This is a genomic window from Anaerobacillus sp. QJM3NY_17, assembly GCF_056173665.1.
This window is the reverse complement of sequence record NZ_CM149685.1, coordinates 1,092,541-1,118,770: the sequence shown is the minus strand read 5'-3', so window position 1 is coordinate 1,118,770 and position 26,230 is coordinate 1,092,541. Positions and strand designations below refer to the sequence as shown.

The following is a 26,230-nucleotide window of genomic DNA, read 5'->3' as shown; positions in this document are numbered from 1 at the left end:
TTCTTTTTATAGAAATCACATGAAAATCTAACCATCTATCGTCTGATGACTTGATATAATTGAGTGTAAAGGGCAGTCATTTCGTACTACAATCTTGGCGCCCTACCATCTAAAAAGTATTTCCCCTTTTAACTCGCAACAAATAATACAAAATACATTTCAATAATAATTATTTCAGTATTATTTCAGAGAAGACAATATAGAGGTTTCTATGTAACGAATTGGAAACCAGTTCAGGCAATATGTGAACGGTTCATTGGTTGACGAACAACTCTAGTTAGATTAGTATCTAATTAGATGATAATCTAACTTATAGAAAGGTGGGTCGTATATTGCAGTTAAACCGATTAGTTAATTTCCATAAAACACTCGGGGATCCAACTCGAATTCGCATTCTTTCGTTGCTCGCTAAAGGTCCTCTCCACGGCCAAGCCATCGCTGGCAAACTTGGATTAAAAGCACCTACGATCACTCATCATATGACGAAATTAAGAGACACCGGCATTGTTTATCCACGTAAGGATAAAAACACCATCTATTACTACATAGATGAGAAGAAATTCCGCTCTTATTCAGAAGCCCTGCCCACTATGCTTTACCAGCCTGACTACGATAAGGAGGACGATTCTGTGAAAACGCAAGCTGTTATTAATAATTTCTTAGCACCAGATGGTACGCTCAAGCACCTCCCTTCTCAACGAAAGAAAAAAATCATTATTCTTAAGCACTTGATCAACGGATTAGAACGAGGGAAAAAGTACCCTGAGAAAGAAATAAATGAGTATATCAAAAAGTTCCATCCCGACTTCGCAACCATTCGTCGAGAATTTATTATCAATCATTTTATGTACCGAGAAAATAACATTTACGAACTAAATCCAGAAGAAATGTGGGCGACGATCGATTAATCGCACGACCATTATTTGAATTCTGTTGAAGGTACTAAGGAATAATTCATTTAAAAAACGGATTCCCTCATAAGTGAGGAAATCCGTTTTCTTTTTACAATCCGTAATTTGTGACGCCACCATCAACGAAAATATTTTGTCCGGTAATGTAGCTTGATCCTTTAGAAGCGAAGTAAAGAACGGAAGTTTTCAGTTCATCCAACTCTCCAATTCGTTTCATGGGCGTTCTTTTATTAATCATCTCTTTAAACTCTGGGTCTTCTAAGGAATCTTTAATGAAATCCGTCTTAAACATCCATGGACTGATCGCATTTACGGTAATGTTGTTTTCAGCTAATTCGTTAGCTAATTGCTTCGTTAAGTGAATAACGCCTGCTTTACTTGTCCCATAGACTGAGCTGAAGAATAGACTTACATCTCCTGCAACAGAAGCGGTATTAATGATGCGACCATATTCCTGTTTCTTCATATATGGCACAACTGCCTGACTCATAAAGAAGACAGACTTCACATTAGTATCCATCACTTTATCCCAGCCATCTTCGTCGAGATTTTCGATCGTGCCAGGTGCATTCGTTCCTGCATTGTTAACGAGAATATCAATTTGTCCATACTCTTCATTGATTGCTGCGGTTACTTTCTCAATGTCCTGCTTACTTGTCACATCGCATGAATAGGCTTTAACTTCTGCGCCAGTTTGATCAGCGATTTCCGCAGCTGCATTTTCAACCTTTTCTAGTGAACGTCCAAGCAGAACGACTTTTGATCCGCTTTCTGCAAGCGTTTCTGCCATAAGGCGACCGATTCCGCTACCGCCACCAGTTACGATCGAAACTTTCCCGGTGTTTTTAAATAAATCCATGATCTTCACTTCCTTTTATAATCTAGCTTTAATTCATAAGTATGTTGAATGTTTCACAATTTGTATTTCTATGATCCTTTATGAACCATACGCCGCTCTTCGTTTAGCCAACGTAGGCTTGTGGAAAACTAATGTGTAGAGCTTACAAAAAAAAAAGACCCTCTTTCAACTATAACGACTTATGAAAGGAAATGAACATGTCTATTTTACCTAGAGAATTCTACCAAAAACCGACATTAGAACTAGCGAAGGCTCTTCTCGGCTGCGAGTTAGTGAAGGAAACGGATGAAGGCGTGGCATCAGGATATATTGTGGAAACGGAAGCTTATTTGGGCGCACAGGATCAAGCCGCCCATAGCTTCAACAACAAACGAACGAAACGCACTGAAGTGATGTTCGGGCCTGCAGGGAATGCTTATACGTACGTGATGCACACGCACTGTTTATTCAATGTGGTCAGTGCTGACACCGATGTCCCTGAAGCCATTCTCGTTCGCGCCGTTGAACCTGTTAAAGGATTAGACTTAATGGAGCAGCGAAGACCTGGACGAAAACAAAAGGAATGGACGGATGGTCCCGGAAAATTAACTAAAGCGTTAGGGATTGATCCAAGCGATTATGGGCACGCCTTAGTGCGCCCTCCCCTATATATTCAACATGGCTATACACCAGATTACATCTCTGAAGGAAAACGAATCGGAATTGATAACTCAGGAGAAGCTCGTGACTATCCGTGGAGATTCTGGGTGACTGGAAACCCGTATGTATCGAGGTAGCTCGCAATATGCTTCCCTCAAGTCGCTTTCTTTTATTTTCAAAATCTAAAGGTCTATACTAGTACTATAGCAACAAGATATCATCTTCAATCAACTAATCAGGAGGTTTTATGCATGAGTAAAGTCGCAGTTATTACAGGTGCAGGAAGTGGATTAGGACAAGCAGCTGCTGTTCGTTTAGCAGATGAAGGGATTAATATCGTTGCAGTAGACATTAACGAAGAAGGCGGTAATGAAACGGTAGACCTGGCGAAAAAAGCGGGTGTTGATGCGCTTTTCATAAAAGCTGATGTATCCAAAGCAGATGAAGTAAAGAATTATGTTGATAAAACAGTTGAAGCCTTTGGCTCAATTGATTATTTCTTTAATAACGCCGGCATCTCCGGTAGCGGTGAATATTACTTAAATACGAAAGTAGAAGAAATTGAAAAAATCGTAGACATTAACTTGATGGGCGCCTTATATGGTGTTCGTTACGTAGCTGATGTTATGATCAAAAATGGTGGAGGTTCTATTGTGAACACAGCTTCAAGTGCCGGTGTGATTGGTCAAGATTCTGTAGTCACGTACTCTGCCACAAAGCACGGTATTATTGGACTAACGAAAAGTATCGTAGCTGAATATGCGAAGGACGGATTACGCGCAAACGCAATCGCTCCGGGACCAACGGCAACTCCAATGGTGAAGGACTTCTATGAAGCGAATCCTAAAATGAAAGAAAATGCGGAATCCGGCATTCCTCAGAAGCGTCTCGGTACTCCTGAAGAAGTAGCTGAGCTCGTAACGTTCCTCTTAACTTCAAAAGCGCAATACATCAATGGTGAAGTCATTCGCATCGATGGTGGGTTTACGAATACGAAGTAAGGTTTAGTTAAGATGATAAATCACTACACCCATTTTCATAAGTATAAAATATAGTGAAGATGGCCGGCACACTCGATTGATGTGCCGGCCATTTTTAGTAATAAGATCTCGTTTATCCAAACTACTTCCACTGATCCTTTGTTAACTTTTTTGTTTTCGACTCAAAAGTGTAATCGTAATAAGGATGATCACTAGCCCTATACTTTGCGTTAAAGTCAAAACCTCTCCCAAAATAACTAATCCAAATAGAGAAGCCGTAACCGGTTCGACCATCGCGATGATCGCCGCAACGGATGCTGACGTTTTCTTCAAACCTTCTATATATAAGTAGAAAGAAATACCTGCGCCGATGATCCCCAGAGTGATGAACCAAATCAGATCCTCAGAAAACAAGGCGTCGAGCGCTTCCTTATGGTCAATAAATAGAAACATAACAATGGTAAATGTCGCAAAAGCCATACTAAGGACAAAAGGCGGGCGGCCTTCTTTAGAAGCGTTCTTAAAACCAAAAATAAACAGAGCGTACGAAAGACCTGATAATAGTCCACTCGTAATTCCAAGAATATTTAAACTACCAAGTCCCGTTTCATAAACGTTTGTTAATAAACTGATTCCCCCCATCACAATAACCATTGCAATGACCTTAAATGGGGTGACGGTCTCTATTCGAAAAAGAAATGAACTAAACAGCACGAACAATGGTGCCGTGTACATCAAAGTTGACGCTACCGCTACACCAGATTCCGAAATACTAAGAAAGTAAAAACTGAAATTCCCAGCGACCGCTAAACCTGCTAGTACTGACCACATCATCGTCTTCGTTGAATACTTTATTTTATTTCCTTTTCGATGAAGAAGTAGCCATACAAAAATACAAACAAACCCTATCGATCCTCTATAGAATGAGATCACCAGCGGATCCCAACCTTTATCCATTAATATGCCGGCTAATCCCCCGGAAATCCCCCACAAAACGGCTGCCATGATAACATAGCCTATATTATATAAATGCATTTTATACCCTCCTAAAATGAAGCCTTTATGACCTGTTTGGAGGAAATTCCCACTCTCTTAAACACTAAAACCAAAATCATGCAAACCCGTTCATATTCCATACTTTTTACTACAACGCCATAATAGTTTAATAATTATACGATAACTTAGGAATTCGCCAATAATTGAGCGTATTCTCCATCATACATAAAAAAGCTCATCCTGATTCTTTCTTCAGGATGAGCTTTTATTACTATTATTCATCTAGTAAACCATTCTCTACTAACCAATCATGAGCAACAACAGAGACGCTGTTTCCTTCAATATCGACTTTATAATTCAACTCACGCATAATATCACTGTTTAGTTTTTCACCTAAACGCGCTGTGATTTCTTCCACTTCTGGATACTTTTCGAATACATCCTCATTGATACTAACCGCCGCTCTATATGGCGGGAAGAAGGTTTTATCGTCCTTCAGGGTAACAAGGTCATACTCGACAATAGTAGCATCTGTTTCAAATGCGACCGAGACATCGACCTGCCCATTGTCTAAAGACCTTTGTGTTAAACCAAGGTCCATCAGCTTAATTTGACTGGAATCAAATTCAAACCCGTATGTTTTCTCTACGCCAGGCAATCCATCAGGTCGATTCGCAAACTCTGCGTCTGAGGCCATCGTTAGCTCTCCTGGGTTTTCATTCACGTACTTCGCTAAATCACTAATCGATTCAATCCCTAATTCTTCTGCCTGCTCTTTCTTCATAGCGAGAGCATAGGTGTTGTTAACATTAGACATATTCATCCAATGGATATCATTATTCTTGGCATCTAACTCTTTGACCTTCTCAAATGCTTCCACTGGATCAGCAATCGGCTCTTCGCCCATATATGTAATGAGTGCCGTTCCGGTATATTCCCACATCATATCAACCTGACTATTTTCGAGCGCTTTACGAACAACGGTACTCCCCAGGTTGTTCATTTGCTTCACGTCAAACCCTTCCTCCTTTAGAAGAAAAGCGGTCATTTCGGAAAGTAGGTATTGCTCTGTAAAGTTCTTGCCACCAACCGAAATCTGTTTCCCGCCAATCCCTACGCTTGAGCACGAGGCTAGCATGGAAAGGATGGAAATGATTCCGATAATACGAAATAGTTTTCTTTTCATACAAACACCTCCTATCGTTACGTTTCTTGTGGTGGTCTAGATCCCTTTGGTACAATCTTTCGTTCAAGTAATCGAAGAAGATAGTCTACAAAAATAGCTAGTAAGGTTACTGGAATAGCACCAGAAATTAAATAACCGTTATCAAATAACTGGATGCCGGTAAAGATCCATACGCCTAGTCCGCCACCGCCGACAACATAAGCAAGTGCAGCCGTTCCGATATTTAATACGACGGCTGTACGAATACCTGCAAGAATCGAATACGATGCATTCGGTAATTCAATTCGAAAGAGTATTTGGATTGGCTTCATGCCCATTCCTCTTGCTGCATCGATTAAATTCTCATCGATGGAATCAATTCCCGCAACCGTATTCCGATACATCGGTAACAGCGAGTAGATAAATAGGGCAAATACTGCCGTGTTAAATCCGATACCTAGAATACTAATCATCAAAGCAAGAACAGCAAGACTTGGAATCGTTTGACCAAGGTTGACCGTATTTGAAACGACCCACTCGGCTCTTCGAAAGCTTTTACGCGTGACAAGAATACCAACAGGTAGCGCTACGATAACCGCTAGGAAAGAAGAAACAAGTACAAGCTGCATATGCTGCTTCAATAAGTGAAGAAACGTACTAGTTTGACTGAAAATATAGTCAAAATAGCTGTTGCTGATGGCCCAAATAAAGAACACGGCCACTATTCCGTAGACGAGAAAGCTTACAATACGGCTCATAACTTTTTTCTTATTCATCAAATCACCCCTTCTGCACCAGGGTAGGCTTTGCCTTAATTTCAAAATGAAGATACTTTTGAACGAGATCAATCGTAATGGCGCCAAGTTTGTTACCGTCATCATCAACTACAATGACTTGATCCGCTTCTTGATTTAGAAGCATTGATAACGTATTTCGTAAATCGTGGTGAACATTAATCGTAATGGTATCCTCAATCGTTTCATCTTCATTAACAAGACCAATGATTTCTTGAATATCTTGAATAGTATGAAGACTTAAGCTCTTGATTGCACGGTCTTTCCCGAAGAATTCACGAACAAATTCATTCTTGGGACGAACAAGCATTTCAGATGGCGTATCGTATTGCATTACTTCCCCACCGCGTAATAGAACGATTTTGTCTGCCATTTTAATCGCTTCGTCAATGTCATGACTAACGAAAAGAATTGTTTTCTTTACTTCACGCTGAATTTGAAGAAATTCATCTTGAATTTTCTCACGAATAATCGGATCAAGTGCGCCAAATGGCTCATCCATTAGCATAACGGGCGGGTCAGCTGCTAATGCGCGAATAACACCAATACGCTGCTGCTGTCCTCCAGAAAGCTCATGCGGATAACGTTTACCAAATTTCTCACCGCTTAATCCGATCATTTCCATCAATTTATTAAAACGATTGCGCTTCTCTTTCTTTTTCCAACCTAAAAGGTCGGGAACAATCATCACGTTTTCTTCAATCGTCATATTCGGAAATAGACCATTGCTTTGAATGACGTAGCCAATTTTTCTTCGAAGAGCAATTTGATCTAAAGACATAGAATCTTCACCATCAATAGTGATCTTTCCATCTGAAATCGATTCCAAACGATTCACCATTCGAAGCAGGGTTGTTTTCCCACAGCCTGACGGTCCTAATAAAACCACAATTTGTCCTTTTTCAACGGTGAAGTCTACACCATTCACAGCTGTTACGCCGCCTTCAAATGTTTTGGTTGTTTGATCAAATGTAATCATTTCTTCACCTCACTCCTTAATTCGCAATGCTTTTTGGTGTATAGCGTTTTTGAATCCATAACAAGATACCATCTGCGATCATAGCAAGAATGGCAACGGCAATTGAGCCACTAATAATTAAGTAATTGTCCCCACGTGAAATGCCCTGAGTGATAAGAACACCGAGTCCTCCTGCACCAATATAAGCAGCGATGACACCGATTCCGATGTTAAGTACAACGGCTGTTCGAATACCTGCCATTATGATGGGGAACGCATTCGGAATTTCGACGCGAAGCAGTCGCTGACTCGTTTTCATCCCTAAACCCTTTGCTGCATCTCGCATTTCAGGGTTTACGTTACGAATTGCGGTATAGGTATTACGTATAATGGGGAGCTGCGAATACAGAACCAGTGCTACAAAAGCTGGAACAAAACCAATTCCCTGATTGACGATCGAGAAGACCGGAATCATAATACCGAATAAAGCAATACTCGGAATCGTAAGCATGACAGAAGCAATCTGCAGAATCGTCTCAGCTAGATAATCATTTGTTGTTAAATAAATGCCTAGAGGAACGCCAATGATAAGCGCAACAATGATCGCTAATCCGACGAGTATCGCGTGCTCAATCGCTAAATCAAAAATACGAGGAGCGTTTACCTCGAGAAATTTCATCCACTTGTCCAATACGATAACCTCCTTTTTCATTCAATTTCAACATTGTATCAAATTAGGTACAAATTACCAACCTACGAACGAACTTTCACCCTCTTTGATCAACTGTCTCTTTCGCTCGTATTGACAAACATTTGTTTATAATAATGTTTTCGAGTTAACTCTAACTTAATACCCTAATGCCAAAGTACTAACCCTGAATTTTCTGCGAATTTTTAATTTTCATGTGTGAAAATCTTACATTTTAATAAAGTAGCGCTCTCCCACCACGGAATCAGTGGCTTTTGCGATGCTTATCGCTGTATATTGGCTATAATATGATTTTATTGGCCAAACAACAAATAAGGGTGGCTCACAAACGCCCTTCCACCTACTTGTCCTCTGTTTTCCATAGCTTGAAATACATAAAAAAGGATCCACGGCTCAAAACCCATGAAATCCTTTTTCACCTTTTCTCACTTATTCACCTATCACACCGCACGCAATACGATCTCCGGCATCTCCTGATGGCTGTGATTCCATATCATCTGCACCAGCATGAATGACAATGGCTGTTCCGCCTTCTTTTAGCAACGAATTTTCTTCTCCTGCTTTTAGGGTTACTTTATCATTCATAATATCGGTTTGTAGTGTTCCGTCTTCGGCCACTTCGATATTTTCCATATCTCCTGCGTGTGGTCCATCATCAGATTCTGTACCATGTTCCTTATCCCCTGGATTATAATGACCGCCTGCCGATTTGAAATCTGGCGCTTCACATGATCCAGTCTCATGAATATGAAAACCGTGCTCTCCTTCTGGTAAATCACTAACATCAAGACTGATCATCGTTGCGCCGTCATGTTCCATCAACTCGGCCGTCCCAATCTCTTCATCGTCCTGATTCTTCATAGTCACAGTGATCGTATCCATTTGCTCCTGCTCGCTTTCACCAGCATTTTCCGTTGTCGTTTCCGGTTCGTTATCTGTTGTTCCTTCTTCGTTACCTCCTCCACAGGCGGCTAACACAAGTAGTACACTCATCATTAGTAAAAGAATCGTCCATCTTTTCATCGAAACAGCTCCTTTTCTCCCTTTATACTTACCATCATGACACCACTTTTCATTCAGTAAACCCGACAAATCCAAATTCCTTCCAATTAACTACCGGATTATGACTAAAAAGAGGCTTTAGTATGAGGCAAGACGTTTTAAACATGGATAAAAAGTTCCACGAAATATTGAAAGAATATTTATAATGTCTTAACTTAAAGTATCTTGACTTCGAGATAAAATTACGTTATCTTTAATCTATACTAAAAGCAACAATCCTGAGGAGGAATTTTTCAATGGCTACTTTAACACTAGATAAGGTTCACAGCAGTTTAGATTTTCAAATCAAGCATATGATGGTATCAAAAGCAAAAGGTGAATTTACTGACTTTGACGTCGATTTCAACGGCGATCTTGATAACCTGACTTCCGCAAACATTAAAGTCACTATCTCTGTAAAATCAATCGATACAGGTAACGAAGATCGTGACGGTCATCTTCGCTCTGGCGATTTCTTTGAAGCGGATCAATACCCAAATATGGTCTTCCAAAGTAAGTCGATTACTAAGAAATCTGACGAAGAGTACGATGTAACAGGAGATTTCACGATTAAAGGCGTAACGAAAGAAGAAACGTTCACAGTCGAATATAACGGCAAATCCAAAAGCCCACTTGACGGTAGCACAGTAGCTGGTTTTGACGTTTCCGGTAAGGTGAATCGTGAAGCTTACGGCATGACGTATAATGCAGCGATGGAAACAGGCGGGTTCTTGCTTGGGAAAGACGTGAAATTCGAAGGTAACTTTGAGTTTGTTGTAGCTGAATAAGTGAAAGCATACGGAAACACCTCATCCCCTAACGGATGAGGTGTTTTGGTTTATGAAGCTATTCTCCCTGCTCAATTGCACTTTCATCCATATGCATCACTTCCCACAAGTGCCCATCAATGTCCTGAAAACTCCAGGCATACATGAATCCATGATCGATGGGATCATTCGAAGCTTTACCTCCAGCTGCAAGCGCACGATTCACCATTTGATCCACCTCATCATTGCTTTCTGCAGAAAGGGCCATTATGACTTCCGTTGATTCTCTGGCGTTCGTAAGGTTCTTCTTCGTAAATGTCTTGAAGAATTCCTCTACAAGTAACATAACAAATGTATTTTCATTGATCACCATGCACGTCGCATTCTCATCTGTAAACTGTGGGTTAAATTCAAAGCCAATTTCAGAGAAAAAAGCGATGGATTTATCGAGATCCTTGACTGGTAAATTCACAAACACGTGCTTCGCCGTTTGAACCATTCGATCACTCCCTTTAGAATAATGAAACTCCACTTCTAAATCATTTCGCTATAAAAACTCAAACTCCTTATGCATAAATGATTTTTCACAAAAAATAAGAAAAATCACCACTTTCACTGTTAAGTGCTTGCCATAAAAATTTTTCTGAAAATCGTAATAACAACTATTTGTCCGATGAATACTATCCCTAAAGGTGGTGTTCATCATGGATCGACAACAGCAGTTTGATCAACTTGTATCGTTGCGAAGAGAGCTTGAAGAGAAAGCGAATCATTATTGGCAAAGTTATTCTGACTATACAACCTGGCAGTTCTGGCTTATTTTAGCGTTCATCTTAGTGCCGCTTGTGGTTCTTTATTTTCGAATCGATCGGCGCAACATTTTTCTGCTTGGATTTTTTGGGTATTCCGTTCACGTCATAGCTGCTTATGTGGATGCATTAGGTGTTCGTAAATCCTGGTGGGACTACCCTTATATTGCGATTCCGCAATTACCTGCAAGCATTAGTATCGATGGGGCTCTTGTCCCTGTATACTTTATTTTGCTTTATCAGTGGTGCTTATCACATAAGAAAAACTATTGGTTATATGGCACGCTTTCTGCTTTAGGATTCACATTTATTTTCAAACCGATTTTAATTTGGCTCGACCTCTTTAAGTTATACACGAATTGGTTTGTTTTATTAGGGGCTTACTTATTCGTTATATATGTAGCAAAAGTGATTACCGATATTTTCATCACAATGTCTAAACAAAGCAGGGAGACTTAAGGACAAAAATAACTGAACTTTGCACTTAAGTCTCCTTATATAAAGATAAAATATTGAATTTTGATACGTACTGCTTCAATCTTTCCACTTTCTGTTCACTATCCGCTAAGGCTACATAACCATCCGGACGGATCAGGTACAGCGCATTTTCCTGCAATCCTTTTTTCGTCATTGCTTTTTCAAAGCTAAACTCATATAGAGCATATCCAGATACCCTGGCAAAATCCTTAACGGCTTCATTTGCCTGACCATATACGTGAAGCTGCCAATCCATTGACTTAAGCGCTCCATAATTATTGCATGAATTTGTTTGAATCCATGGCAGGCGATCTCCACCATGAACTTCCCCCGCTGTACCATCACTAAGATGACTTTCGCGATAATGAATGTTGATTTGAGAAAGCCTTCTAAAGGCTGCTTTTCGAGCAATTGAAAAGGAACGAAGCGCAAATGGAGCCACGTTCGGTATAACGATTTTGCGCAGTAATCTGCTCGTCATGTGATCGCCTATAATAGAAGTAAATGCTCGATCTGTTGTATCGATTAGCGTTCTCGCAAAGCCAATGCGCTCCTTTTCAAACGTATCAAGAATAGCTTCATCCGCTTTCTGAAGCAGCACTGCGGCTAGCTTCCACGCTAAGTTCACCGCGTCCCCAATCCCGGTGTTCATGCCCTGTCCGCCAGCCGGGCTATGAATGTGCCCAGCATCTCCGGCAATAAAGGCACGTCCTTTTCTAAAATGACTGCTAACGCGATGATGAACTTTGTACGTTTGGAACCAGTTCACATGCTGAATCGTTATGCCTGTTCTCTGCTCGATCAGCGACTGGAAATCCTTGAACGCAACTGAGCTTTGATCGGTTAAATGGCGAGGAACTATTCCAATAATCCGCTCCATTCCCGTGCTTCTAACTGGCATGAACAGGTAAAAGGTGTCAGAATCTAAATACACATTTAAACTACTTTCAGATAACTGGCCAGTGTTCGCTTTAACATCTGCCACAAAAAACAGTTCCTCATACGTTCCACCTGGAAAATCAAAAGCAACTTCTCTTCGAACGGTACTGTGTGCTCCATCACACCCGCATATATATGAAAACTCACTCCGCTCTTCCTTATTATCTTTTTTAATAACGGCTTGAACATGGTCCCCTTCATCCATAAATGAAACCAACTCTGTCTTCCATTCTACCTCAACGCCTTCGTCGGCTAATTTGTTAATTAGCAGCTGCTCGTGATCATCTTGCGGATAGCTTAGGGCAAATGGGAAAGGACTTAATCCTTTTCCAAGATCGTGAAAATTGATGTTGGCTTTTGCTTTCATTCCTTCTCGAAATTGGATAGACTTCAATTTAATCCCCCGGTGGATGACTTCTTCCGCGAAGCCCATTTGGTTATAAAATTCTAGGGTTCTAGCGTGTACAATTAGCGCACGCGATGCTTCTCCGGGTCCCTCATTTTTCTCGATGATCCGAAATGAAACTCCATATTTCGCTAGGTGGAGTGCTAATACAAGACCCGTAGGACCTGCGCCAACAATTAGTACGTCAGAACTCATTTCTCAATCTCCTTTCATTGGCATTCCAAATAAAAAAACTGAAAAATCAAAGAAAACAGTTAACAAATTCACCTTTTTATGGTATTTATTATATAAGTATATCCTTATGTCAAGATACCTCAGTAAGAGAACCACAAAAAAAGAGAATGCGATGAACTATCATTCTAGCCTGGGCACTTGAGTGATAGGGAGCAAGTAGTGCAACCGGCTCCTTAAAAAGGAGAATGAACATGGAAAAGTGTACATTGTACGGGCACGCTAATTTATTTTCATCACACACACTGCGAATGATGGAACTCCTAAGACGTCACGACCCTCATAGCTTTCTCCATTCAGTACAAACTACGAGCTACTTTATTGATTTCTGTTTGCATTACAATTTCCGATCACTGTTGAAACGGCGCTTTCTTGAGTCTGTTTTGCTACATGACATCGGTAAACTACTTGTCCCAACAGAAATTCTTCAAAAAAAGAGCCCACTAACCCTTTATGAGAAAGAGTATGTCGAGCGGCATCCAGAGTTTGGAATAGAGCTACTTAATGATTTTCCAGAGATTGATATTGAGCCGTCTCTTATACTAAATCATCATGAGAATAGCGATGGTACTGGCTATCCTTATCAATTACAATATGAGCAAATTCCTCGATTTGTTTCGATTCTTCGAGTCATCGATAGCTTCATTGCGATGACGTCTGATCGAGCTTATCGTCCAAAACGTTCTGACCAATCAGCCATTCATGAAATTAACGTTCATCGGAATAACTTCTATGAGCCATCCACTACCTCCTTGTTTATCTCTTATTTGGAAAAACGGCTAAAAGGGAAAAAGGTTCTGCTTCATTATTTTGATTATGCCAAACGTCAAAATTAAGCAGCGCTATTCAATAACCGTTTAAACAAAACCAAATACAATAGGGAGGGCGAATAGATTGCGACTCTTATCAACTAAGGATTTACTAATTGCATTTTGTGATGCGTATACTCTTCAATTAGATGAAGCTTTTATTGAAATGTTAACGAGCGAAATCATCCGAAGAGGCATCAATCCTCCCCAAACACGTACGGAGTGTTACGAACAAATCGCCAATTTCACTTGATGAGACAGCCTCTCATGACGCTATATAAAAAAAGCTTATCTGGTCACAACTGGCCAATAAGCTTTTTTTGATGAATTCTAATTGATTTCATCTCCCTTCACAAATAAATTTACTGTTAATACGCTTACATATGTTTGCATTTTTTAGGAAGTGGTAGATTTAAAGTGAGATAAAAAAGTTAATTATTATTGAAAGGAATGATCTTTGTTGAAGGAATCAATCCCAGAACTAACGTTGAATGATGGACTTACACTACCCGCTATCGGTTTCGGTACTTACTTGCTAAATGGAAATGAAGGGGCAACCGCTATTAATAGTGCGATTGACGTTGGCTATCGCCTCATCGATACAGCTTACAATTACGAAAACGAAGGAACCGTAGGCGAAGCCATTCGTCGAAGTACAGTTCCTAGAAATGAACTGCGCGTCACTTCTAAATTACCAGGTCGCTATCAAGAATATAAGAAAGCTGTTACAGCCATTCAAGAGTCGTTATATAGAGCCAACCTGGATTATTACGATTTGTACCTCATTCACTGGCCGAACCCTAAACAAGGTCTTTATCCAGAAGCTTGGCAAGCTTTAATTGACGCTAAGAAATGGGGACTCATTCGCTCGATTGGCGTATGTAATTTCCTTCCGGAGCATCTAGAGCAATTGGAAAAGGAAACCGGCGTAAAGCCAAGCATCAATCAAATCGAACTACACCCCTTCTTCAACCAGGAAGATCAGAGAAGATTTCATCAACAAAACAACATCAAAACACAATCCTGGAGTCCGCTAGCTCGAGTGACTGACATTTTAGAAAATGAAACGATCAGTCAAATTGCAAATCAACATAACAAATCAGTCTCTCAGGTGATTTTACGCTGGCATTATCAATTAGGATCCATCCCGATTCCTAAATCTTCTTCTCCAGAACGTCAGCTTGAGAACCTCTCTATTTTTGACTTTTCTTTAAATGAAACAGAAATGGCGATGATGGCTGAATTAACGAAACCAAATGGACGATTGAATGATCAAGATCCAGCTACTTATGAAGAATTTTAAATTTCTCCATCTAACGATTCAACTAACCAACTAGAATAGGATGCCCTGCAGCCATAACAGGTTCTGTTTAGAGCTGCAAATATACAAATATATACTGTTCTAGAGTCTGATTTGATAGCTAAATCAGACTCTTTACTTTTCCATGGTGTTGCTGTTTTGGTTGTATCTTTCAACCATTTTTAGAATATCATTTAGACATCCATTGTACGCTTCAGAATTAGTACTTGAAATCGACTTCAATTTCGGTAGATAATGAATGGATAATATGGAAATTATATGGTGAAATGTAAAAAGAGAGAAACTTCTTTTCTTCGATTAACTCGAAGGTTAGTTAAAGGGAGCTTGGATTTTAAGCCTTATGTATGTACAAGTAGGGAGTGAACTGTTTACCTAACGGGAATAGAGCCTCAGATGCGCAACGTTCAGCCCCCATCACCGCTATAGTAAGAACATATAAAAAAGTTAACCAGAAAAGTCTGGCTAACTTTATATTACGAACGGTTGCTTTAAAAAACAGAATAACTAGATATATAATTGGCGGATCGTTCTTTTGGGTCCGTCTTTTAATTTATTATCATAGTATCTATAAACACAGGTAAGCATCATTAAGCAATAAAATATTTCCCTAATGCCTGCTGTAACGTACCTAACGTTTTGATTTCTTCACCTAATTTAATGCCAAGCTCCGTTACTTTCCTTACAACTTCCTTCCTTAATCCGGTTATGACAGTGTTACACCCCATTAGTGAGGCGCCATCAATGATTTGAATCAATCGGTAAACCTCTTCACGCCTTATTTCTGCAACTCCGGACAAGTCCATAATCAAAGTTTGGATACGCATTTCGCTTATTACGGATAATACCTTATCCTCAAGTATTTCGGTTCGTTGAGCGTCAATTGCTCCTATTAAAGGGAGAATGCTTACTGAGTGGTTTATTGGAATAATTGGTACTGAAAGATTTTCAACTAGTTCTCTCTGAGCCTTTATAAGCGAATCTTTATATTTCGTATAACTTATGAAAAAGGAATTCAAAAAGTAGTCTACTCGGTTGTTAATTTGTTTTTCCATTTCAAAGAAATTAAAATCCTTATCATTACTTTCCTCGGTATATTTTTGAAAAAACATCCACAGTGTTCGACGTATAGCTTGTACCCACTCTAATTTAAAAGAGATAGCAAGGGAATGTGTTGCCCAGGCAATTCCTTCTTGTTCCGCAAATGCGTGAAGGTCCTGATCATTCTCTTCAATGATATAAACTACGAGTGTTTGAGCATTAGTAACAAGATCGATATTGCCTACTCTTAGTATTTCATAGATCTTATCTTTAACGTTGACAGCTTCCTTTAGGAGCGTATCTGTAAAGACTTGGATGTTTGCTTCGAAAAATTCGATGAATTGGAAAGAATCTTCATACGTAATCGATTGCAATTGCCTCTCCTCCTATAGTTATAAACTAGTTGCTTTTATTATAAAACAAGCTATACTATTATGCAGTAAATCCTCCTAGGTTTTTTTAAGATACTTAATTCATTATTAGACGCAAAAAAAACCACCTAACGGTGATTTTTCAAGAGTTATTTTAAGGATATAATTGTGAGACTTTTATTAGAGTTATTTTCTGTTCTAAAATAGCTTATAAATGATGATTTTCACCTTAAAACATAACCCGTTACTCCAGAAGCGCATCCTTTTTTCTTTACGAAGTTGTTCACTTCCCCAATAAACCAAATTCACCGCTACTTATTCCATTACTGCGCTCTAGCACTCATTGGTTTATTCGTTTTTACATACTTCACGAACAACCACCGAACGAGTGGGCCCATAATAAGGAGCTGTAACGGGAAGGCTACAATGACATTCTTCATAAATAACGAAACATACTCTCTTAGGAAGGAATGCTCCATAGATCCGATATTAGCATATGACATTATTAATCCGTAAAAAGACATAAAGAATACCATACCGATAACCATACAAGTTGAAAGAATTAAAATGACCTTCCATTTATGAGATTTGTTAAAAGGCAAACTAAACGTAATTTTCTTCGCAATGGGAGCTACCACAATAAATTCAAATGACAAAGCGATAATATAGCCAAGCAATAGACTCATCAGCAATTCTATAAGAGCCATTTCTCCCAATAATCCATTCGTAGATAAGTTATAGAATGTCATCACACATACCATTCCAAAACACATCATTAATCCAAAATAAAAACCTTCTTTTTTCGTTTCTGGCAAAACAACTCATCCTTTCTTTCTAGCATAGTGACAAGTATAGTCATTTCAATTCGCGCTCGTAAGTGAACATTTTGTGAACATTTAAAGCGAACCGTATCGCATGAATATGCTAATGAAGATATGCTACACTGATGAAAATCACTGTTCTCGATTCAAGAGAAAGACTGTTACGATCTGGTCTTCTCGACATACAACGATATTGTTTTTTGAAGGTGCTGTTTGAATGAAAAAAGGACTACTACTCTTCATAGCTTTTACCGTTGGGTTTCTCTTTGATCTTATCAACATTCCAGCTGGATGGTTACTAGGTGCAATGCTTGTTGGAGCCTTCTATCGACTTATGATTGATGATATGGCATATCCGAATTTATTGTTTGACCTCTCGTTAGCCGTGATCGGTGTCAGCATCAGCTTAAGTATTAAAGCGAAAATGTTTCAGGAGGTCGCAAGTTACCTACTCCCTCTAGCCGTCTCAATGATCATCTTATTAATTGCAAGCTGGGTTTTAGGAAAAATTCTAAATAACTATTCAAATCTTGATTCAAAAACAGCGCTATTCTGCTGTTTACCAGCCGGTGCATCGGTCATGATGGCTCTGAGCCGCGAATACAAGGCGAACCTAGGTATGGTTGCTGCCTTTCAAACGGTTCGCATCATGATGCTCGTCTCAACTATCCCGCTCGTCGCTGGTTTTATGTCTTCCTTTCTATCAACAGATGAAGTACAGGGCGCTGCGATGAAAGCCACTTCTCAAGTGAATATGCCGATGGGATTTGCTATTCTTTTCTACCTTTTGTTAATTGGAATCACCCTTTTCCTCGCAAAGAAATGGCGCATTCCGATCGCCCCTTTTCTATACGCGATTATTATTGGATTTCTCTTTCACACGTTTATCCAACAGCTTCCAACCATGCCGAATCTCCTTGTAGGTTTGGGGATGGCGATGCTAGGCGTCATCATCGGAGTGCGATTTGATCGCAAAGCTTTAAAGGAGATCAAAGAAATTGGGTGGACAAGTGTTTGGATTCTTCTCTCATTCTTTTTCTTAACATTTGTCGTAACGTTTGTGTTCTATCTCATGACACCGCTCGATTTCATTACAAGTCTACTCGCGATCGTTCCAGCTGGCGCACCGCAAATGTCTTCTGTTGCAGCATCTCTTGACTTAGATGCCAGCATCGTCGCTGCCATGCAGGTCATTCGCTTGCTCGTGCTTGTGTTAATTATTCCAATGCTCGTTCCTTTTCTGGTATCTAAAGAGCAAGGTCATGAAATAAGCGGACAAGAAAACACATAAGAAAAAGCAGGTTCACATCAATTTAGTGTGACCTGCTTTTTCTTATGATTTTCATAGAAGTTCATCATTTTAACCTTTTGGAGTAAATAATCGGCGCGTTCATTCCGTCCTCATCTTCTTCAACCAATTCGATCAGTGCCACTTCTTCGATTCTGCCATAGATCGTATCATTCCGTTCAATACAGTAGTGATAGACCTTCGCTAAATCTTCATGAGAAAGATCATTAGCTAACGTACAGTGAGGAATCCACTTTCCAGGTAAATATAAAGAGTTAGCTGTTTCATTGAATTCGCCAAGGTTTTGATAATGATCCGCATGAAACGTAAGCAATTCCTGCGTCACTGTAGGCGTTAGAAAGATCGCTCCATAATCTAGGAAAGATCCGATTGTATTAAACGTAATCTCAAAACCACCTTTTTCATTATAATAATCATCCACTTCGTCTATGAACTTCTTTTTATCTAAGCTTTCATAGCTTCCTAATGTAATATGCGGTCTACCATCCTTCACTTCCTCTGCGTAGAAAGAAATGGATTGCTCACTCAGGTCATTCCATATGTCTTTCACCTGCTGTTCCGTCTTCTCATCAAATAATGCTATAAACCAGTACACTGTTTAGCCGCCTTTCTCTTCTTACCCCTTTGTTACGAAGCCTTCTCTCATACAATTTTGCTATAACGTTTGTTCCAATTCTTTGTTGCTTTTGTATTGTAGTAATTTGGCAATATGGAAAAACCCGTAGACGGAGATAAGCGTAATCCCCCAACCGACTATTTGTTTCAGAAGAATACCTTTATCAAAAGAATCTACCCCATATTGCAAGATTAGCCAAACATTAATCGACGCTACGATGATATCCTTACACGCAAAACCAAAAGTGATGAGCTTAAATATCGTTAAGATTTTCTTCTGGTAAAACTCCTGTTTTAGAATGCGACGGCTCCTTCCTTGGAGCTCCATAATATCGACTGTAAACAATAAATAAATAGGTCGATTGATCAAAATACTAATGATCATAATCAATGCGATTACATAAGAATAGACCACGTGATTCCAAAGCATTTGAATGGCAGACCCTGAAAGAACGTCTACTAACGTACTCGTTGCTAACGTCACAATGAGAAAAATCCCAAAAAAGTTTATTTTCTTCAGTAAAACAAAGCGGATAATACTATAAATAAACCCTGGAATCGTTGAAATAAGCATAGCATAGTAATCACCAATGATGTCTCGAGACAGGTGCCAAATGCCAATCGGAAATACAACGTAGCAAATGAGATCCCATATGAGAATATTTCGATTCACTAACTGTTCATCCTCCTCCGTACTAACGCTTGTGATTATAAAACAAGAGCTTCTCCTCGTCCCGGAAAAGCTCTTCCTTAGAAATTTCATCGTATTAGAAATCAAACGAGTGATCAGTTCAATTCATACGTTCCATCTTCATACACTTTGTACAACCCTACCGTTCCAGAACCACCCTTTTCCTTAAGGGATTTGGAAGTAAGTTGCACAGTATAATGAGGTCCCCCGTCATCTGTTTGAATCGGTCCCATCTCTCTAAAAACGATATCTTCAAAATCAATGTTTTGTGTTTCATCAGCTTCTAATTCACGCTTCAAATAATCGACAGCCGAAGTACCAGAAGTTATAGTGACCTCGCTCGATTCTAAAGTCTCCTCCTTAGAATCACCTTCTGTATGATCATTCGTACTCTCTTCTGTACCCTCGTCACTCGGATCATCAGATGTTGCTTCGCCTTCTTCCGTTCCTTCTTCATCAGTAGAAGCTTCATCGCTCGTTTCGGTGCTTGCTTCTTCATTCATCGAAGTGTCGGATTCTTCACTCGAACTATTAACCATTTCATTCGAGCCATTCGACTCGGCTTGCTCACCGGCTGAATTTTTTCCACACGCAGCTAGCATCAAACAAGTAACCACGCTCAGTGTAACCATTTTTCTATTCCATTTCATTTCGCAAGCTCCTCTATTGCAGTGATTTCACACTATGTATCTAGCTCGCGGTAGGATTGAAGAGTTTAAACACCGATTGTTCTTCACCAAATCGCTTCAATTGGGCTTCACACGTCATACCCACTTTTCGCAAAAGCTTACATGACGCCATATTTCGCGTTTGTGTCTCGGCGACGATTTCTTGTAGCTGCCATTCACTAAACCCGTACTCGATTACATAAGTAACGACCTCGCTCGCATAACCCTTCCGCCAGTACTGTGGTAGAAACTGATATCCGATCTCTGTACGAGCACCATCATGATAAGAATCAAGAAAAACAAAACCGATAAACGCATGACTGTCATTTAGAAAGATCGCCCAGTAGCGGCCTTTCTTTGCGTGAAGCATATGTGTGAAATGATGCTTAAACCCCTCTTCCTCCACTGTTCCACCTAAATATTTTCGCACATCCTCATTCTCATAAAGCTGTTTAACAGACTCATAATCTCTCTCCGAAAATAAGCGGAGATAACATCTTTCTGTTTTCAGGAATTTCCCTCCTATCCGTAGCAATGGTTTGAACAATATTTTTCATTAATATATAATTCCAATTATTTCAAAACAAACAATAAAATTCAATCATTTCACAGGAGTGCCATTTAAGTTCTTCTAATGAAAAACCAACTTTTCACTTTACGACATCATTTCCATTTGTTTCATTAACTTCTCTTTCGTGACTCCTAAGTTAGCTTTTTCCTTACCATTCTCGCTCTCTTCTTCATGATAGAAAGCTTGTCCTTCATATCTCGGGATCACATGCATATGGTAATGACTCAAATCGTTGAAAGTCCCGCCATTTTGGCAAACTGTGATTCCATCAGGCGCGTAAAGTGCTTTGATTGCTCGGGAAATTTTCATTGAAGCAACCATGATCGCATTGGCTGTTTTCATGTCTAACTCTTCCACATCTAAAAAGTGTTTCTTAGGTACAATTAACGTATGACCCTCGTTAAACGGCTCAATATCTAAAAAGCAACAAACATCATCATCTTCGTATACAACATGTACCGATTCGATTTTGTTTGCCAATTGACAGCCTAAGCATGCTGATACCATAGACATTCTCTTCCCCTTTGCTTAATCGCATTTATTTGTTGCAATACCTTATTTCTTTTACTAGCCAACCTTTACTTCACCTGGTAATCATTACTCGTTTTTACACCAAACCGATAAGTTGATTCTCCTAAAGACTTACCGCCTTTCCCATTCCAGAAGAAATGAAGACGATAGACTGTTTCACCATTAGTCGAAGGGCTAATGGTAATATTATTTGAATCCAATTTAATATGTTCGCCCGTCGTTTCATTTATGAGATTGATCGTAGATGGCGCTGGCTCCATCTCGTCAAAACTGATGCCTATGGATTGCTTGCCGATATCGACAATTTCGGGGTTTTTCTGTGATTCATTATTAGCTTTTGTTACCATGACACAGTCATTCCAGCACACCGTTTTTGCGCTGTGCGCTATTTCAGTTTTCGCTTGTTTATCAAGATTCCACACTTCCACTTTTGGTTTAGGCGCTTCCTCACCGTTCAATTCCCCACTGCAAGCAGTTAGTAATGCAATCAGAAGGAAGAGTAATAAACGTTTCGTCATATGCCATCCCCTTACGTCTTATGAAAATTCACACCCTAAGTTGTTTCTCGATTTTGACTCATTTGAGAGAAACCATTCCTTCACCTATCATTCAGCTAAGTCCAAACACTTCCTTAATGCTGACATCGATCATATATGTCATCGCACATAAGGAAATGAACATGATTGCACCAAACCGAAAGTGGATAGGTTTCCTTATTAATAATCGATCGATAACCAAAAACGTTACGGCAGGAATGAGGCTACCTAAGCCTACTATAGAGCCAGCTAGCAAGTGCAGAATAGTCGTCATATATATATCCTTTTGACGAGTTGTGATTGCAATCGACTTAGCCAACGAATCACTTATTAGCGAAACCGGCACTCCGTAAAAAAAGACTCCATAGAACAGAATGATGTATATATACGCCGTATCTTCTTGAAGCTCTGCGAGACCGCTACTTAGCGTAGCGTCTATAAGAACCGCAGAAACAATGAAATAAATACTTGATAACAGAAGAATCGTGAACGATCCAGCAAAGATTTTTCTTTTTATGTTTTCAATGAAAGCTGCTTTACTACCCAGTAGATCCCCTTCCTTCTATAAAAGCCTTGCTCATGTGATAGCCTCACACTCTTTTTATTTCCTTCAACTATATTGATCAAAAAACGCGAGCACTTTTCGATAGACAGCCATTTCATTTTCTTTTTTTGAGAAACCATGCCCTTCATCTTCTAACACAAGATAATCAACATCTCTTCCTCTTTCTTTCAGAGCTTTTACAATTTGATCAGATTCTTCTTTCACCACGCGAGGATCCTGTGCTCCCTGAATCACGAGCATTGGTTTTGTCATCGTCTCTACGTAGGTGTGCGGGGAAATCCTCTGTTAATTTTGCTTTGTCCTTCACTGGATCTCCAATAAGCTTCTTCGTCGCAGGCTTCCAATGCTCAGGCACCGAATCGACAAAACTAAATAAATGACTAGGACCAAAGATATCCACTACCGCTTTAAAATAGTCAGGATGCCTACCATGAAGAAGAAGCGCCATATACCCTCCATAGCTACCGCCCATCAGCATGATTTTCTCTCGATCAGCATAGCCTTGCTCAATCAACCATTCTAGTCCGTGAATGTTATCAAGACGTGGACCATGACCCCAATCGCCTTCTACTAATCTTTTAAAAGAAAGGCCATAACCTGATGAGCCTCTAAAGTTTGGAGCAAATATACTATAGCCACGATGCAGCAAAAATTGAAAGAGTGAACGAAACGAAGCCCGTTCAGCAACTTGTGGACCTCCATGCGGCCACAGTATCGTATGTCCATTGTCGTTTTCTTCCCTTGCCTGGAAAAGCAAAGCTTCTATTTGAAGACCATCGTAAGAAGGATAAGTAACCGTTTCAGGCACAACCATTTCTTCCCTAGCTACGCCTGGAACGCTATAGTTTGTTAACCGTGACCAGCCCTGATTCGACTTTTGATAAATATTGAAGGGAATAGTCGCCGAACAACCAAGAAGATAAACGCCACCATTTCCACCAATAACCACTTTTTCGATGATGCTCACAGGGGCATCAATCTTTTTAAGTTCACCAGAATGAAGATCATATTCATAGAATGCATCTACTACACCTTTTTGACTAACGAGGTAAAGACGATGATCCTTACTACAGTACTGGATATCCGATAAATCTTCATTTTCAAGCTGTACGACCTTTTGGAATTCTCTCGTTGTAAGATCGAACTTCGCAAGATATGAAAAGTCCTCTCGATAGTTCGTGAGCAAGTATATTTCCGTTTCCGAAGTGTACACAGCCCCAGCAAATGTATGCTCTGGGCTTCGATCAGGGGTTACTAAGATCTGTTCCTCTCCAACCTTCACGTAAGGAAGTGAATAGGTATTTCCAAAGAATCTTCCATAAAGAATACTGCTTTCCTCAGGACTTTTGACCATCAATAACGTAATCGCTTTTTCTCCATGGAGAATCGTCTCCTCCAGAGTTGTTTCAAGGTTGTAAGCATAGCTTTTCATAAACGTTTGATCTTCTTTATTCGAAGTATAAAATAACTGCTTCCCATCATTTGATAGGATTGGCATGTGATGACTAAAGCCTTCTGCTTCTCTTAGCGTTTTCACCTGTCCGCCTTTAGCGGAAACAGCATAAATCTGTCCATTCTCATCGCCATCTTTATCCATAACGGCGATAACATACGCCCCACTTTTGTCATAAATGAGTTCCTGACAGCTTTGATTCTTAAATGACAAAGGATAAGGAAACGTGTGTGGAAGATCCAAAGCCCACAAATTGTACGTTCCATTTAAATTCGTACTGAACACCAACTGTTCTTCGTCTGGACTAACGGCAAATGTCTGAATTCCAAACGTTCGAAAGAATTGTTCAACATCCGGTTTTTCAAATTGAATCATCGTGTTCTCCCTTCGTGACTTAACTCTAAGTCCTTTGATCAGCTACTATTTTTAGTTTTTATTCACTTCAAAAAACGACTAATACTAAGCAGTGAACAACCCAAAAAAGTTTGTTGAAAACATTGATGTTAAGAAGATAATGATGAGCGCCAATTGAATCGATGTGAAAATATAATCATTTTTATTAGCTGCATACTTCTTCTCCATAATGACTCGAACCGCTTCCGACGCAATAATAAAAACAAACAAAAGAATATGTGTTTGTAGGTACCAAATAGGATCATGAAAACCTCGATAAATATGAACGACAAAACTAATGATCAATAAAACGATAAAACTAATCCGAATGCCCCAATCCCATTTCTTATGTAGTTCATTCACATGGTTATACGAGAAGATCTGTTTCTTTTCAACCTTAAGCCATTTTCTTAGGGCTTTATTTATGAAATAAAGCGCCACTCCAACAACCGTCATCATTATGATGACCTTTGGAAAAAACGTTTCCACTACATCACCCTCAAATCTTAAAGTAACAACACATGAACATAGAATTCATAACTATCTTTCAACTTTTCCCTAGCCCTCTCTTATCGGTTTATTCCTGTTGGTTCTTTCTAGAAAGAAGTGATAAGAAAAACAGCGCTAGTCCTAGAGATATAGAGGCTAAGATCATCGATTGATCCTCTTTTACACTGCCTTCATTCACCTTTATTGCTAACAAAATAACCCCAGCGATGATAAAGAAAACACCTGCTGCAAAATTGACTTTCCCTAAGCGTGTTAACGTTCTAAACATCATTCCATTCGCCCCTTTTGATAGAGTTGAAACATGGTTTGGATATGTATGATTGCACTAACAAATTAATGAAGGAATACTTTCATTCGCTCGTTCTTATTTTCCGTAGTTCACTCACAATGCCACCTATACAAACAAATACTCCTACAATGCCAACTACATTTACAAAGACGCCAGTAAAATCATCGAACTTAATACCTTCTTGAATATTTGACCAGATGATTAAAACAAACACAGCAATTTCAAAGATAAAAAAGAAGATTCGTTTCAAGAGATCACCTCAATACAGTTAATGCTTCTTCCCGATCGGCTTCTCACTAAGCGTTACTCCATTTGTTTCACTGAATTCTCTATGTTCATGAATGGAGCAAACTATTTTTTCAAAATCCATTTGAATAACGAAAAGACGACTAAAGCGCCAAGTACGGTGAATAGAAGCGCCACTAATGCAACCGAAAAACCTCCCATCCCCATTCAACTCTCACATCCTTTTAGCGATCCTGTTCTTAATTCGATTGTTATCATCCTCTCCCTCTCACAAAGAAGTTCCGCGTTCCCTTACTAACTATACGAAGTTCACCTTAGAATCGTTTCGCTTTTTCCGTAAACAAAAAGGCTGAGTATAATGCTCAACCTTTTTTCATGTCTCTATAATGGCGTTACTTGTTCCCTTTTAAAACGAACTCTTCCATTTGACCGTCCCACTCGATGACTGTATGGATTCCCTTGTCGAGCTGAAGCTCATCACAGGGGTAGGCACAGCCTAATGTATCTTCAATCTCGATCTTAGAGTTATTCATTTCTACTTCTCCGGTTTTCTGCCAATCAACATCGTAAGCTGTTTCACCACTAAAAGCATATGTAATATTTGTAGAAGGAATTTCACCATCGCCAATATATTCTAGCATTATTCCTCTAAACTCTTCTCCATTCTCTTCACGGAGATCGTATTGAACAGTCCAATTTTCGCTCGTTCCAGCTAGAATCCCATCAGGTAGATTTGATAATGAGGATGGATTAGAGCAAGAGGCCAAGAAAATTGTTAACAGAATGAGACATTTGCCTTTCACTTTGTTCAC

At 39.5% G+C, this 26,230-nt stretch carries 34 protein-coding genes and 1 riboswitch; of the genes, 9 read left to right on the top strand and 25 right to left on the bottom strand.

All coding sequences use genetic code 11. The annotated features are described in order from the left end of the window. The first annotated feature begins 332 nt into the window (after nucleotides 1-332). Nucleotides 333-908 carry a DUF2087 domain-containing protein gene (locus tag AC0VYV_RS06045; protein WP_475374587.1) on the top strand — a complete coding sequence of 192 codons (576 nt, stop codon included), beginning with the start codon at nucleotides 333-335 and terminating at the stop codon, nucleotides 906-908. Between the two features lie 94 nt (nucleotides 909-1,002). On the opposite strand, the gene AC0VYV_RS06040 is transcribed toward AC0VYV_RS06045, so the two are convergent. Next, entirely contained in the window at nucleotides 1,003-1,770 is a 768-nt protein-coding gene (locus AC0VYV_RS06040) for an SDR family NAD(P)-dependent oxidoreductase (protein ID WP_430244445.1), read from the bottom strand. A 197-nt stretch (nucleotides 1,771-1,967) separates the two neighbouring features. Between AC0VYV_RS06040 and AC0VYV_RS06035 the strand changes: the two genes are divergently transcribed. Beyond that, complete coding sequence (locus tag AC0VYV_RS06035; RefSeq protein ID WP_475374586.1) at nucleotides 1,968-2,546, top strand: DNA-3-methyladenine glycosylase; 579 nt, start codon at nucleotides 1,968-1,970, stop codon at nucleotides 2,544-2,546. Between the two features lie 114 nt (nucleotides 2,547-2,660). Further along, a complete protein-coding gene (locus AC0VYV_RS06030) occupies nucleotides 2,661-3,410 on the top strand; it encodes an SDR family NAD(P)-dependent oxidoreductase (RefSeq protein WP_475366852.1) in 750 nt (249 codons plus the stop codon). Nucleotides 3,411-3,551: 141 nt separating this feature from the next. Here the strand turns inward: AC0VYV_RS06030 and AC0VYV_RS06025 are convergent, their stop codons facing one another. From AC0VYV_RS06025 to AC0VYV_RS06000, 6 genes are all read right to left on the bottom strand, one after another. After that, nucleotides 3,552-4,424 carry a DMT family transporter gene (locus tag AC0VYV_RS06025; RefSeq protein ID WP_475374585.1) on the bottom strand — a complete coding sequence of 291 codons (873 nt, stop codon included), beginning with the start codon at nucleotides 4,422-4,424 and terminating at the stop codon, nucleotides 3,552-3,554. A gap of 235 nt (nucleotides 4,425-4,659) precedes the next feature. Then, nucleotides 4,660-5,571: an ABC transporter substrate-binding protein gene (locus AC0VYV_RS06020; protein ID WP_430244458.1), complete on the bottom strand. Its 912-nt coding sequence runs from the start codon at nucleotides 5,569-5,571 to the stop codon at nucleotides 4,660-4,662. Between the two features lie 17 nt (nucleotides 5,572-5,588). Beyond that, the gene (locus AC0VYV_RS06015; RefSeq protein ID WP_430244460.1) at nucleotides 5,589-6,326 is read right to left on the bottom strand and encodes an ABC transporter permease; all 738 of its coding nucleotides are present in this window, start codon (nucleotides 6,324-6,326) and stop codon (nucleotides 5,589-5,591) included. Nucleotides 6,327-6,330: 4 nt separating this feature from the next. Next, the gene (locus AC0VYV_RS06010; protein ID WP_303529872.1) at nucleotides 6,331-7,323 is read right to left on the bottom strand and encodes an ABC transporter ATP-binding protein; all 993 of its coding nucleotides are present in this window, start codon (nucleotides 7,321-7,323) and stop codon (nucleotides 6,331-6,333) included. Between the two features lie 16 nt (nucleotides 7,324-7,339). After that, complete coding sequence (locus AC0VYV_RS06005; RefSeq protein WP_276511837.1) at nucleotides 7,340-7,993, bottom strand: ABC transporter permease; 654 nt, start codon at nucleotides 7,991-7,993, stop codon at nucleotides 7,340-7,342. Nucleotides 7,994-8,440: 447 nt separating this feature from the next. Next, nucleotides 8,441-9,034 (bottom strand): superoxide dismutase family protein, encoded by a 594-nt coding sequence (locus AC0VYV_RS06000; protein ID WP_475366850.1) that lies wholly within the window; start codon nucleotides 9,032-9,034, stop codon nucleotides 8,441-8,443. Nucleotides 9,035-9,309: 275 nt separating this feature from the next. Here AC0VYV_RS06000 and AC0VYV_RS05995 point away from each other — a divergent pair, with 275 nt between their 5' ends. After that, nucleotides 9,310-9,840, top strand: a complete 531-nt coding sequence (locus tag AC0VYV_RS05995; protein WP_283152717.1) for a YceI family protein — start codon at nucleotides 9,310-9,312, stop codon at nucleotides 9,838-9,840. Nucleotides 9,841-9,898: 58 nt separating this feature from the next. On the opposite strand, the gene AC0VYV_RS05990 is transcribed toward AC0VYV_RS05995, so the two are convergent. Further along, nucleotides 9,899-10,318 (bottom strand): VOC family protein, encoded by a 420-nt coding sequence (locus tag AC0VYV_RS05990; protein ID WP_475366849.1) that lies wholly within the window; start codon nucleotides 10,316-10,318, stop codon nucleotides 9,899-9,901. A 205-nt stretch (nucleotides 10,319-10,523) separates the two neighbouring features. Between AC0VYV_RS05990 and AC0VYV_RS05985 the strand changes: the two genes are divergently transcribed. Then, nucleotides 10,524-11,087, top strand: a complete 564-nt coding sequence (locus AC0VYV_RS05985; protein ID WP_475374584.1) for a CBO0543 family protein — start codon at nucleotides 10,524-10,526, stop codon at nucleotides 11,085-11,087. Between the two features lie 25 nt (nucleotides 11,088-11,112). Here the strand turns inward: AC0VYV_RS05985 and AC0VYV_RS05980 are convergent, their stop codons facing one another. Further along, the gene (locus tag AC0VYV_RS05980; RefSeq protein WP_475374583.1) at nucleotides 11,113-12,645 is read right to left on the bottom strand and encodes an FAD-dependent oxidoreductase; all 1,533 of its coding nucleotides are present in this window, start codon (nucleotides 12,643-12,645) and stop codon (nucleotides 11,113-11,115) included. A gap of 135 nt (nucleotides 12,646-12,780) precedes the next feature. After that, nucleotides 12,781-12,864, top strand: a riboswitch (cyclic di-GMP riboswitch). An 11-nt stretch (nucleotides 12,865-12,875) separates the two neighbouring features. On the opposite strand from AC0VYV_RS05980, the gene AC0VYV_RS05975 reads away from it, so the two are divergent. The 3 genes from AC0VYV_RS05975 (at nucleotide 12,876) to AC0VYV_RS05965 (ending at nucleotide 14,793) form a co-directional block, all read left to right on the top strand. Continuing rightward, entirely contained in the window at nucleotides 12,876-13,517 is a 642-nt protein-coding gene (locus tag AC0VYV_RS05975; RefSeq protein ID WP_475374582.1) for an HD-GYP domain-containing protein, read from the top strand. A 58-nt stretch (nucleotides 13,518-13,575) separates the two neighbouring features. Next, entirely contained in the window at nucleotides 13,576-13,743 is a 168-nt protein-coding gene (gene sda, locus AC0VYV_RS05970; protein WP_430244475.1) for a sporulation histidine kinase inhibitor Sda, read from the top strand. A gap of 207 nt (nucleotides 13,744-13,950) precedes the next feature. Next, a complete protein-coding gene (locus AC0VYV_RS05965; RefSeq protein ID WP_194220660.1) occupies nucleotides 13,951-14,793 on the top strand; it encodes an aldo/keto reductase in 843 nt (280 codons plus the stop codon). Nucleotides 14,794-15,398: 605 nt separating this feature from the next. Here AC0VYV_RS05965 and AC0VYV_RS05960 read toward each other — a convergent pair. Together AC0VYV_RS05960 and AC0VYV_RS05955 are read right to left on the bottom strand one after the other, a co-directional pair. Next, nucleotides 15,399-16,223: an STAS domain-containing protein gene (locus tag AC0VYV_RS05960; protein ID WP_430244478.1), complete on the bottom strand. Its 825-nt coding sequence runs from the start codon at nucleotides 16,221-16,223 to the stop codon at nucleotides 15,399-15,401. Nucleotides 16,224-16,543: 320 nt separating this feature from the next. Beyond that, the gene (locus tag AC0VYV_RS05955; RefSeq protein ID WP_475374581.1) at nucleotides 16,544-17,035 is read right to left on the bottom strand and encodes a DUF2798 domain-containing protein; all 492 of its coding nucleotides are present in this window, start codon (nucleotides 17,033-17,035) and stop codon (nucleotides 16,544-16,546) included. Between the two features lie 223 nt (nucleotides 17,036-17,258). On the opposite strand from AC0VYV_RS05955, the gene AC0VYV_RS05950 reads away from it, so the two are divergent. Further along, complete coding sequence (locus AC0VYV_RS05950; RefSeq protein ID WP_475368603.1) at nucleotides 17,259-18,332, top strand: AbrB family transcriptional regulator; 1,074 nt, start codon at nucleotides 17,259-17,261, stop codon at nucleotides 18,330-18,332. Between the two features lie 64 nt (nucleotides 18,333-18,396). Here the strand turns inward: AC0VYV_RS05950 and AC0VYV_RS05945 are convergent, their stop codons facing one another. From AC0VYV_RS05945 to AC0VYV_RS05880, 14 genes are all read right to left on the bottom strand, one after another. Then, nucleotides 18,397-18,945 carry a 2'-5' RNA ligase family protein gene (locus tag AC0VYV_RS05945; RefSeq protein WP_430244484.1) on the bottom strand — a complete coding sequence of 183 codons (549 nt, stop codon included), beginning with the start codon at nucleotides 18,943-18,945 and terminating at the stop codon, nucleotides 18,397-18,399. Between the two features lie 60 nt (nucleotides 18,946-19,005). After that, on the bottom strand, nucleotides 19,006-19,638 hold the full coding sequence (locus AC0VYV_RS05940; RefSeq protein WP_430244486.1) for a VC0807 family protein: 633 nt from the start codon (nucleotides 19,636-19,638) through the stop codon (nucleotides 19,006-19,008). A 113-nt stretch (nucleotides 19,639-19,751) separates the two neighbouring features. Next, on the bottom strand, nucleotides 19,752-20,306 hold the full coding sequence (locus tag AC0VYV_RS05935) for a hypothetical protein (RefSeq protein WP_475374580.1): 555 nt from the start codon (nucleotides 20,304-20,306) through the stop codon (nucleotides 19,752-19,754). Between the two features lie 40 nt (nucleotides 20,307-20,346). Continuing rightward, a complete protein-coding gene (locus AC0VYV_RS05930; RefSeq protein WP_475374579.1) occupies nucleotides 20,347-20,859 on the bottom strand; it encodes a GNAT family N-acetyltransferase in 513 nt (170 codons plus the stop codon). Between the two features lie 120 nt (nucleotides 20,860-20,979). Further along, nucleotides 20,980-21,408, bottom strand: a complete 429-nt coding sequence (locus AC0VYV_RS05925) for an HIT family protein (RefSeq protein ID WP_475374578.1) — start codon at nucleotides 21,406-21,408, stop codon at nucleotides 20,980-20,982. Between the two features lie 65 nt (nucleotides 21,409-21,473). Continuing rightward, nucleotides 21,474-21,944 carry a hypothetical protein gene (locus AC0VYV_RS05920; protein WP_430244496.1) on the bottom strand — a complete coding sequence of 157 codons (471 nt, stop codon included), beginning with the start codon at nucleotides 21,942-21,944 and terminating at the stop codon, nucleotides 21,474-21,476. Between the two features lie 91 nt (nucleotides 21,945-22,035). Then, complete coding sequence (locus AC0VYV_RS05915; RefSeq protein WP_475366838.1) at nucleotides 22,036-22,236, bottom strand: hypothetical protein; 201 nt, start codon at nucleotides 22,234-22,236, stop codon at nucleotides 22,036-22,038. A gap of 336 nt (nucleotides 22,237-22,572) precedes the next feature. Further along, nucleotides 22,573-22,767 (bottom strand): alpha/beta hydrolase family protein, encoded by a 195-nt coding sequence (locus AC0VYV_RS05910; protein ID WP_475374577.1) that lies wholly within the window; start codon nucleotides 22,765-22,767, stop codon nucleotides 22,573-22,575. After that, nucleotides 22,715-24,355, bottom strand: coding sequence for a S9 family peptidase (locus AC0VYV_RS05905; RefSeq protein ID WP_475374576.1), 1,641 nt, complete (start codon nucleotides 24,353-24,355; stop codon nucleotides 22,715-22,717). Before AC0VYV_RS05905 ends, AC0VYV_RS05910 begins: the two co-directional genes overlap by 53 nt. An 84-nt stretch (nucleotides 24,356-24,439) precedes the next feature. Beyond that, nucleotides 24,440-24,862, bottom strand: coding sequence for a DUF4181 domain-containing protein (locus AC0VYV_RS05900; protein WP_475374575.1), 423 nt, complete (start codon nucleotides 24,860-24,862; stop codon nucleotides 24,440-24,442). 88 nt (nucleotides 24,863-24,950) lie between these two features. Then, complete coding sequence (locus AC0VYV_RS05895) at nucleotides 24,951-25,154, bottom strand: hypothetical protein (protein ID WP_475374574.1); 204 nt, start codon at nucleotides 25,152-25,154, stop codon at nucleotides 24,951-24,953. 79 nt (nucleotides 25,155-25,233) lie between these two features. After that, nucleotides 25,234-25,422, bottom strand: a complete 189-nt coding sequence (locus AC0VYV_RS05890) for a hypothetical protein (protein WP_475374573.1) — start codon at nucleotides 25,420-25,422, stop codon at nucleotides 25,234-25,236. An 18-nt stretch (nucleotides 25,423-25,440) separates the two neighbouring features. Beyond that, on the bottom strand, nucleotides 25,441-25,629 hold the full coding sequence (locus tag AC0VYV_RS05885) for a hypothetical protein (protein WP_475374572.1): 189 nt from the start codon (nucleotides 25,627-25,629) through the stop codon (nucleotides 25,441-25,443). 181 nt (nucleotides 25,630-25,810) lie between these two features. Next, nucleotides 25,811-26,221, bottom strand: a complete 411-nt coding sequence (locus tag AC0VYV_RS05880; protein ID WP_430244502.1) for a hypothetical protein — start codon at nucleotides 26,219-26,221, stop codon at nucleotides 25,811-25,813. Nucleotides 26,222-26,230: the final 9 nt, after the last annotated feature.

Coding starts and splice junctions, on each gene's coding strand:
- AC0VYV_RS05925 (WP_475374578.1), bottom strand. CDS start 21,408: ATGTCTATGGTATCAGCATGCTTAGGCTGTCAATTGGCAAACAAAATC.
- AC0VYV_RS05950 (WP_475368603.1), top strand. CDS start 17,259: ATGAAAAAAGGACTACTACTCTTCATAGCTTTTACCGTTGGGTTTCTC.
- AC0VYV_RS06040 (WP_430244445.1), bottom strand. CDS start 1,770: ATGGATTTATTTAAAAACACCGGGAAAGTTTCGATCGTAACTGGTGGC.
- AC0VYV_RS06000 (WP_475366850.1), bottom strand. CDS start 9,034: ATGAAAAGATGGACGATTCTTTTACTAATGATGAGTGTACTACTTGTG.
- AC0VYV_RS05995 (WP_283152717.1), top strand. CDS start 9,310: ATGGCTACTTTAACACTAGATAAGGTTCACAGCAGTTTAGATTTTCAA.
- AC0VYV_RS06030 (WP_475366852.1), top strand. CDS start 2,661: ATGAGTAAAGTCGCAGTTATTACAGGTGCAGGAAGTGGATTAGGACAA.
- AC0VYV_RS06020 (WP_430244458.1), bottom strand. CDS start 5,571: ATGAAAAGAAAACTATTTCGTATTATCGGAATCATTTCCATCCTTTCC.
- AC0VYV_RS06035 (WP_475374586.1), top strand. CDS start 1,968: ATGTCTATTTTACCTAGAGAATTCTACCAAAAACCGACATTAGAACTA.
- AC0VYV_RS05910 (WP_475374577.1), bottom strand. CDS start 22,767: ATGCTCGTGATTCAGGGAGCACAGGATCCTCGCGTGGTGAAAGAAGAA.
- AC0VYV_RS05985 (WP_475374584.1), top strand. CDS start 10,524: ATGGATCGACAACAGCAGTTTGATCAACTTGTATCGTTGCGAAGAGAG.
- AC0VYV_RS05915 (WP_475366838.1), bottom strand. CDS start 22,236: ATGACGACTATTCTGCACTTGCTAGCTGGCTCTATAGTAGGCTTAGGT.
- AC0VYV_RS05975 (WP_475374582.1), top strand. CDS start 12,876: ATGGAAAAGTGTACATTGTACGGGCACGCTAATTTATTTTCATCACAC.
- AC0VYV_RS05980 (WP_475374583.1), bottom strand. CDS start 12,645: ATGAGTTCTGACGTACTAATTGTTGGCGCAGGTCCTACGGGTCTTGTA.
- AC0VYV_RS05990 (WP_475366849.1), bottom strand. CDS start 10,318: ATGGTTCAAACGGCGAAGCACGTGTTTGTGAATTTACCAGTCAAGGAT.
- AC0VYV_RS05935 (WP_475374580.1), bottom strand. CDS start 20,306: ATGAAATGGAATAGAAAAATGGTTACACTGAGCGTGGTTACTTGTTTG.
- AC0VYV_RS06025 (WP_475374585.1), bottom strand. CDS start 4,424: ATGCATTTATATAATATAGGCTATGTTATCATGGCAGCCGTTTTGTGG.
- AC0VYV_RS05920 (WP_430244496.1), bottom strand. CDS start 21,944: ATGACGAAACGTTTATTACTCTTCCTTCTGATTGCATTACTAACTGCT.
- AC0VYV_RS05905 (WP_475374576.1), bottom strand. CDS start 24,355: ATGATTCAATTTGAAAAACCGGATGTTGAACAATTCTTTCGAACGTTT.
- AC0VYV_RS05895 (WP_475374574.1), bottom strand. CDS start 25,154: ATGATGTTTAGAACGTTAACACGCTTAGGGAAAGTCAATTTTGCAGCA.
- AC0VYV_RS06015 (WP_430244460.1), bottom strand. CDS start 6,326: ATGAATAAGAAAAAAGTTATGAGCCGTATTGTAAGCTTTCTCGTCTAC.
- AC0VYV_RS06010 (WP_303529872.1), bottom strand. CDS start 7,323: ATGATTACATTTGATCAAACAACCAAAACATTTGAAGGCGGCGTAACA.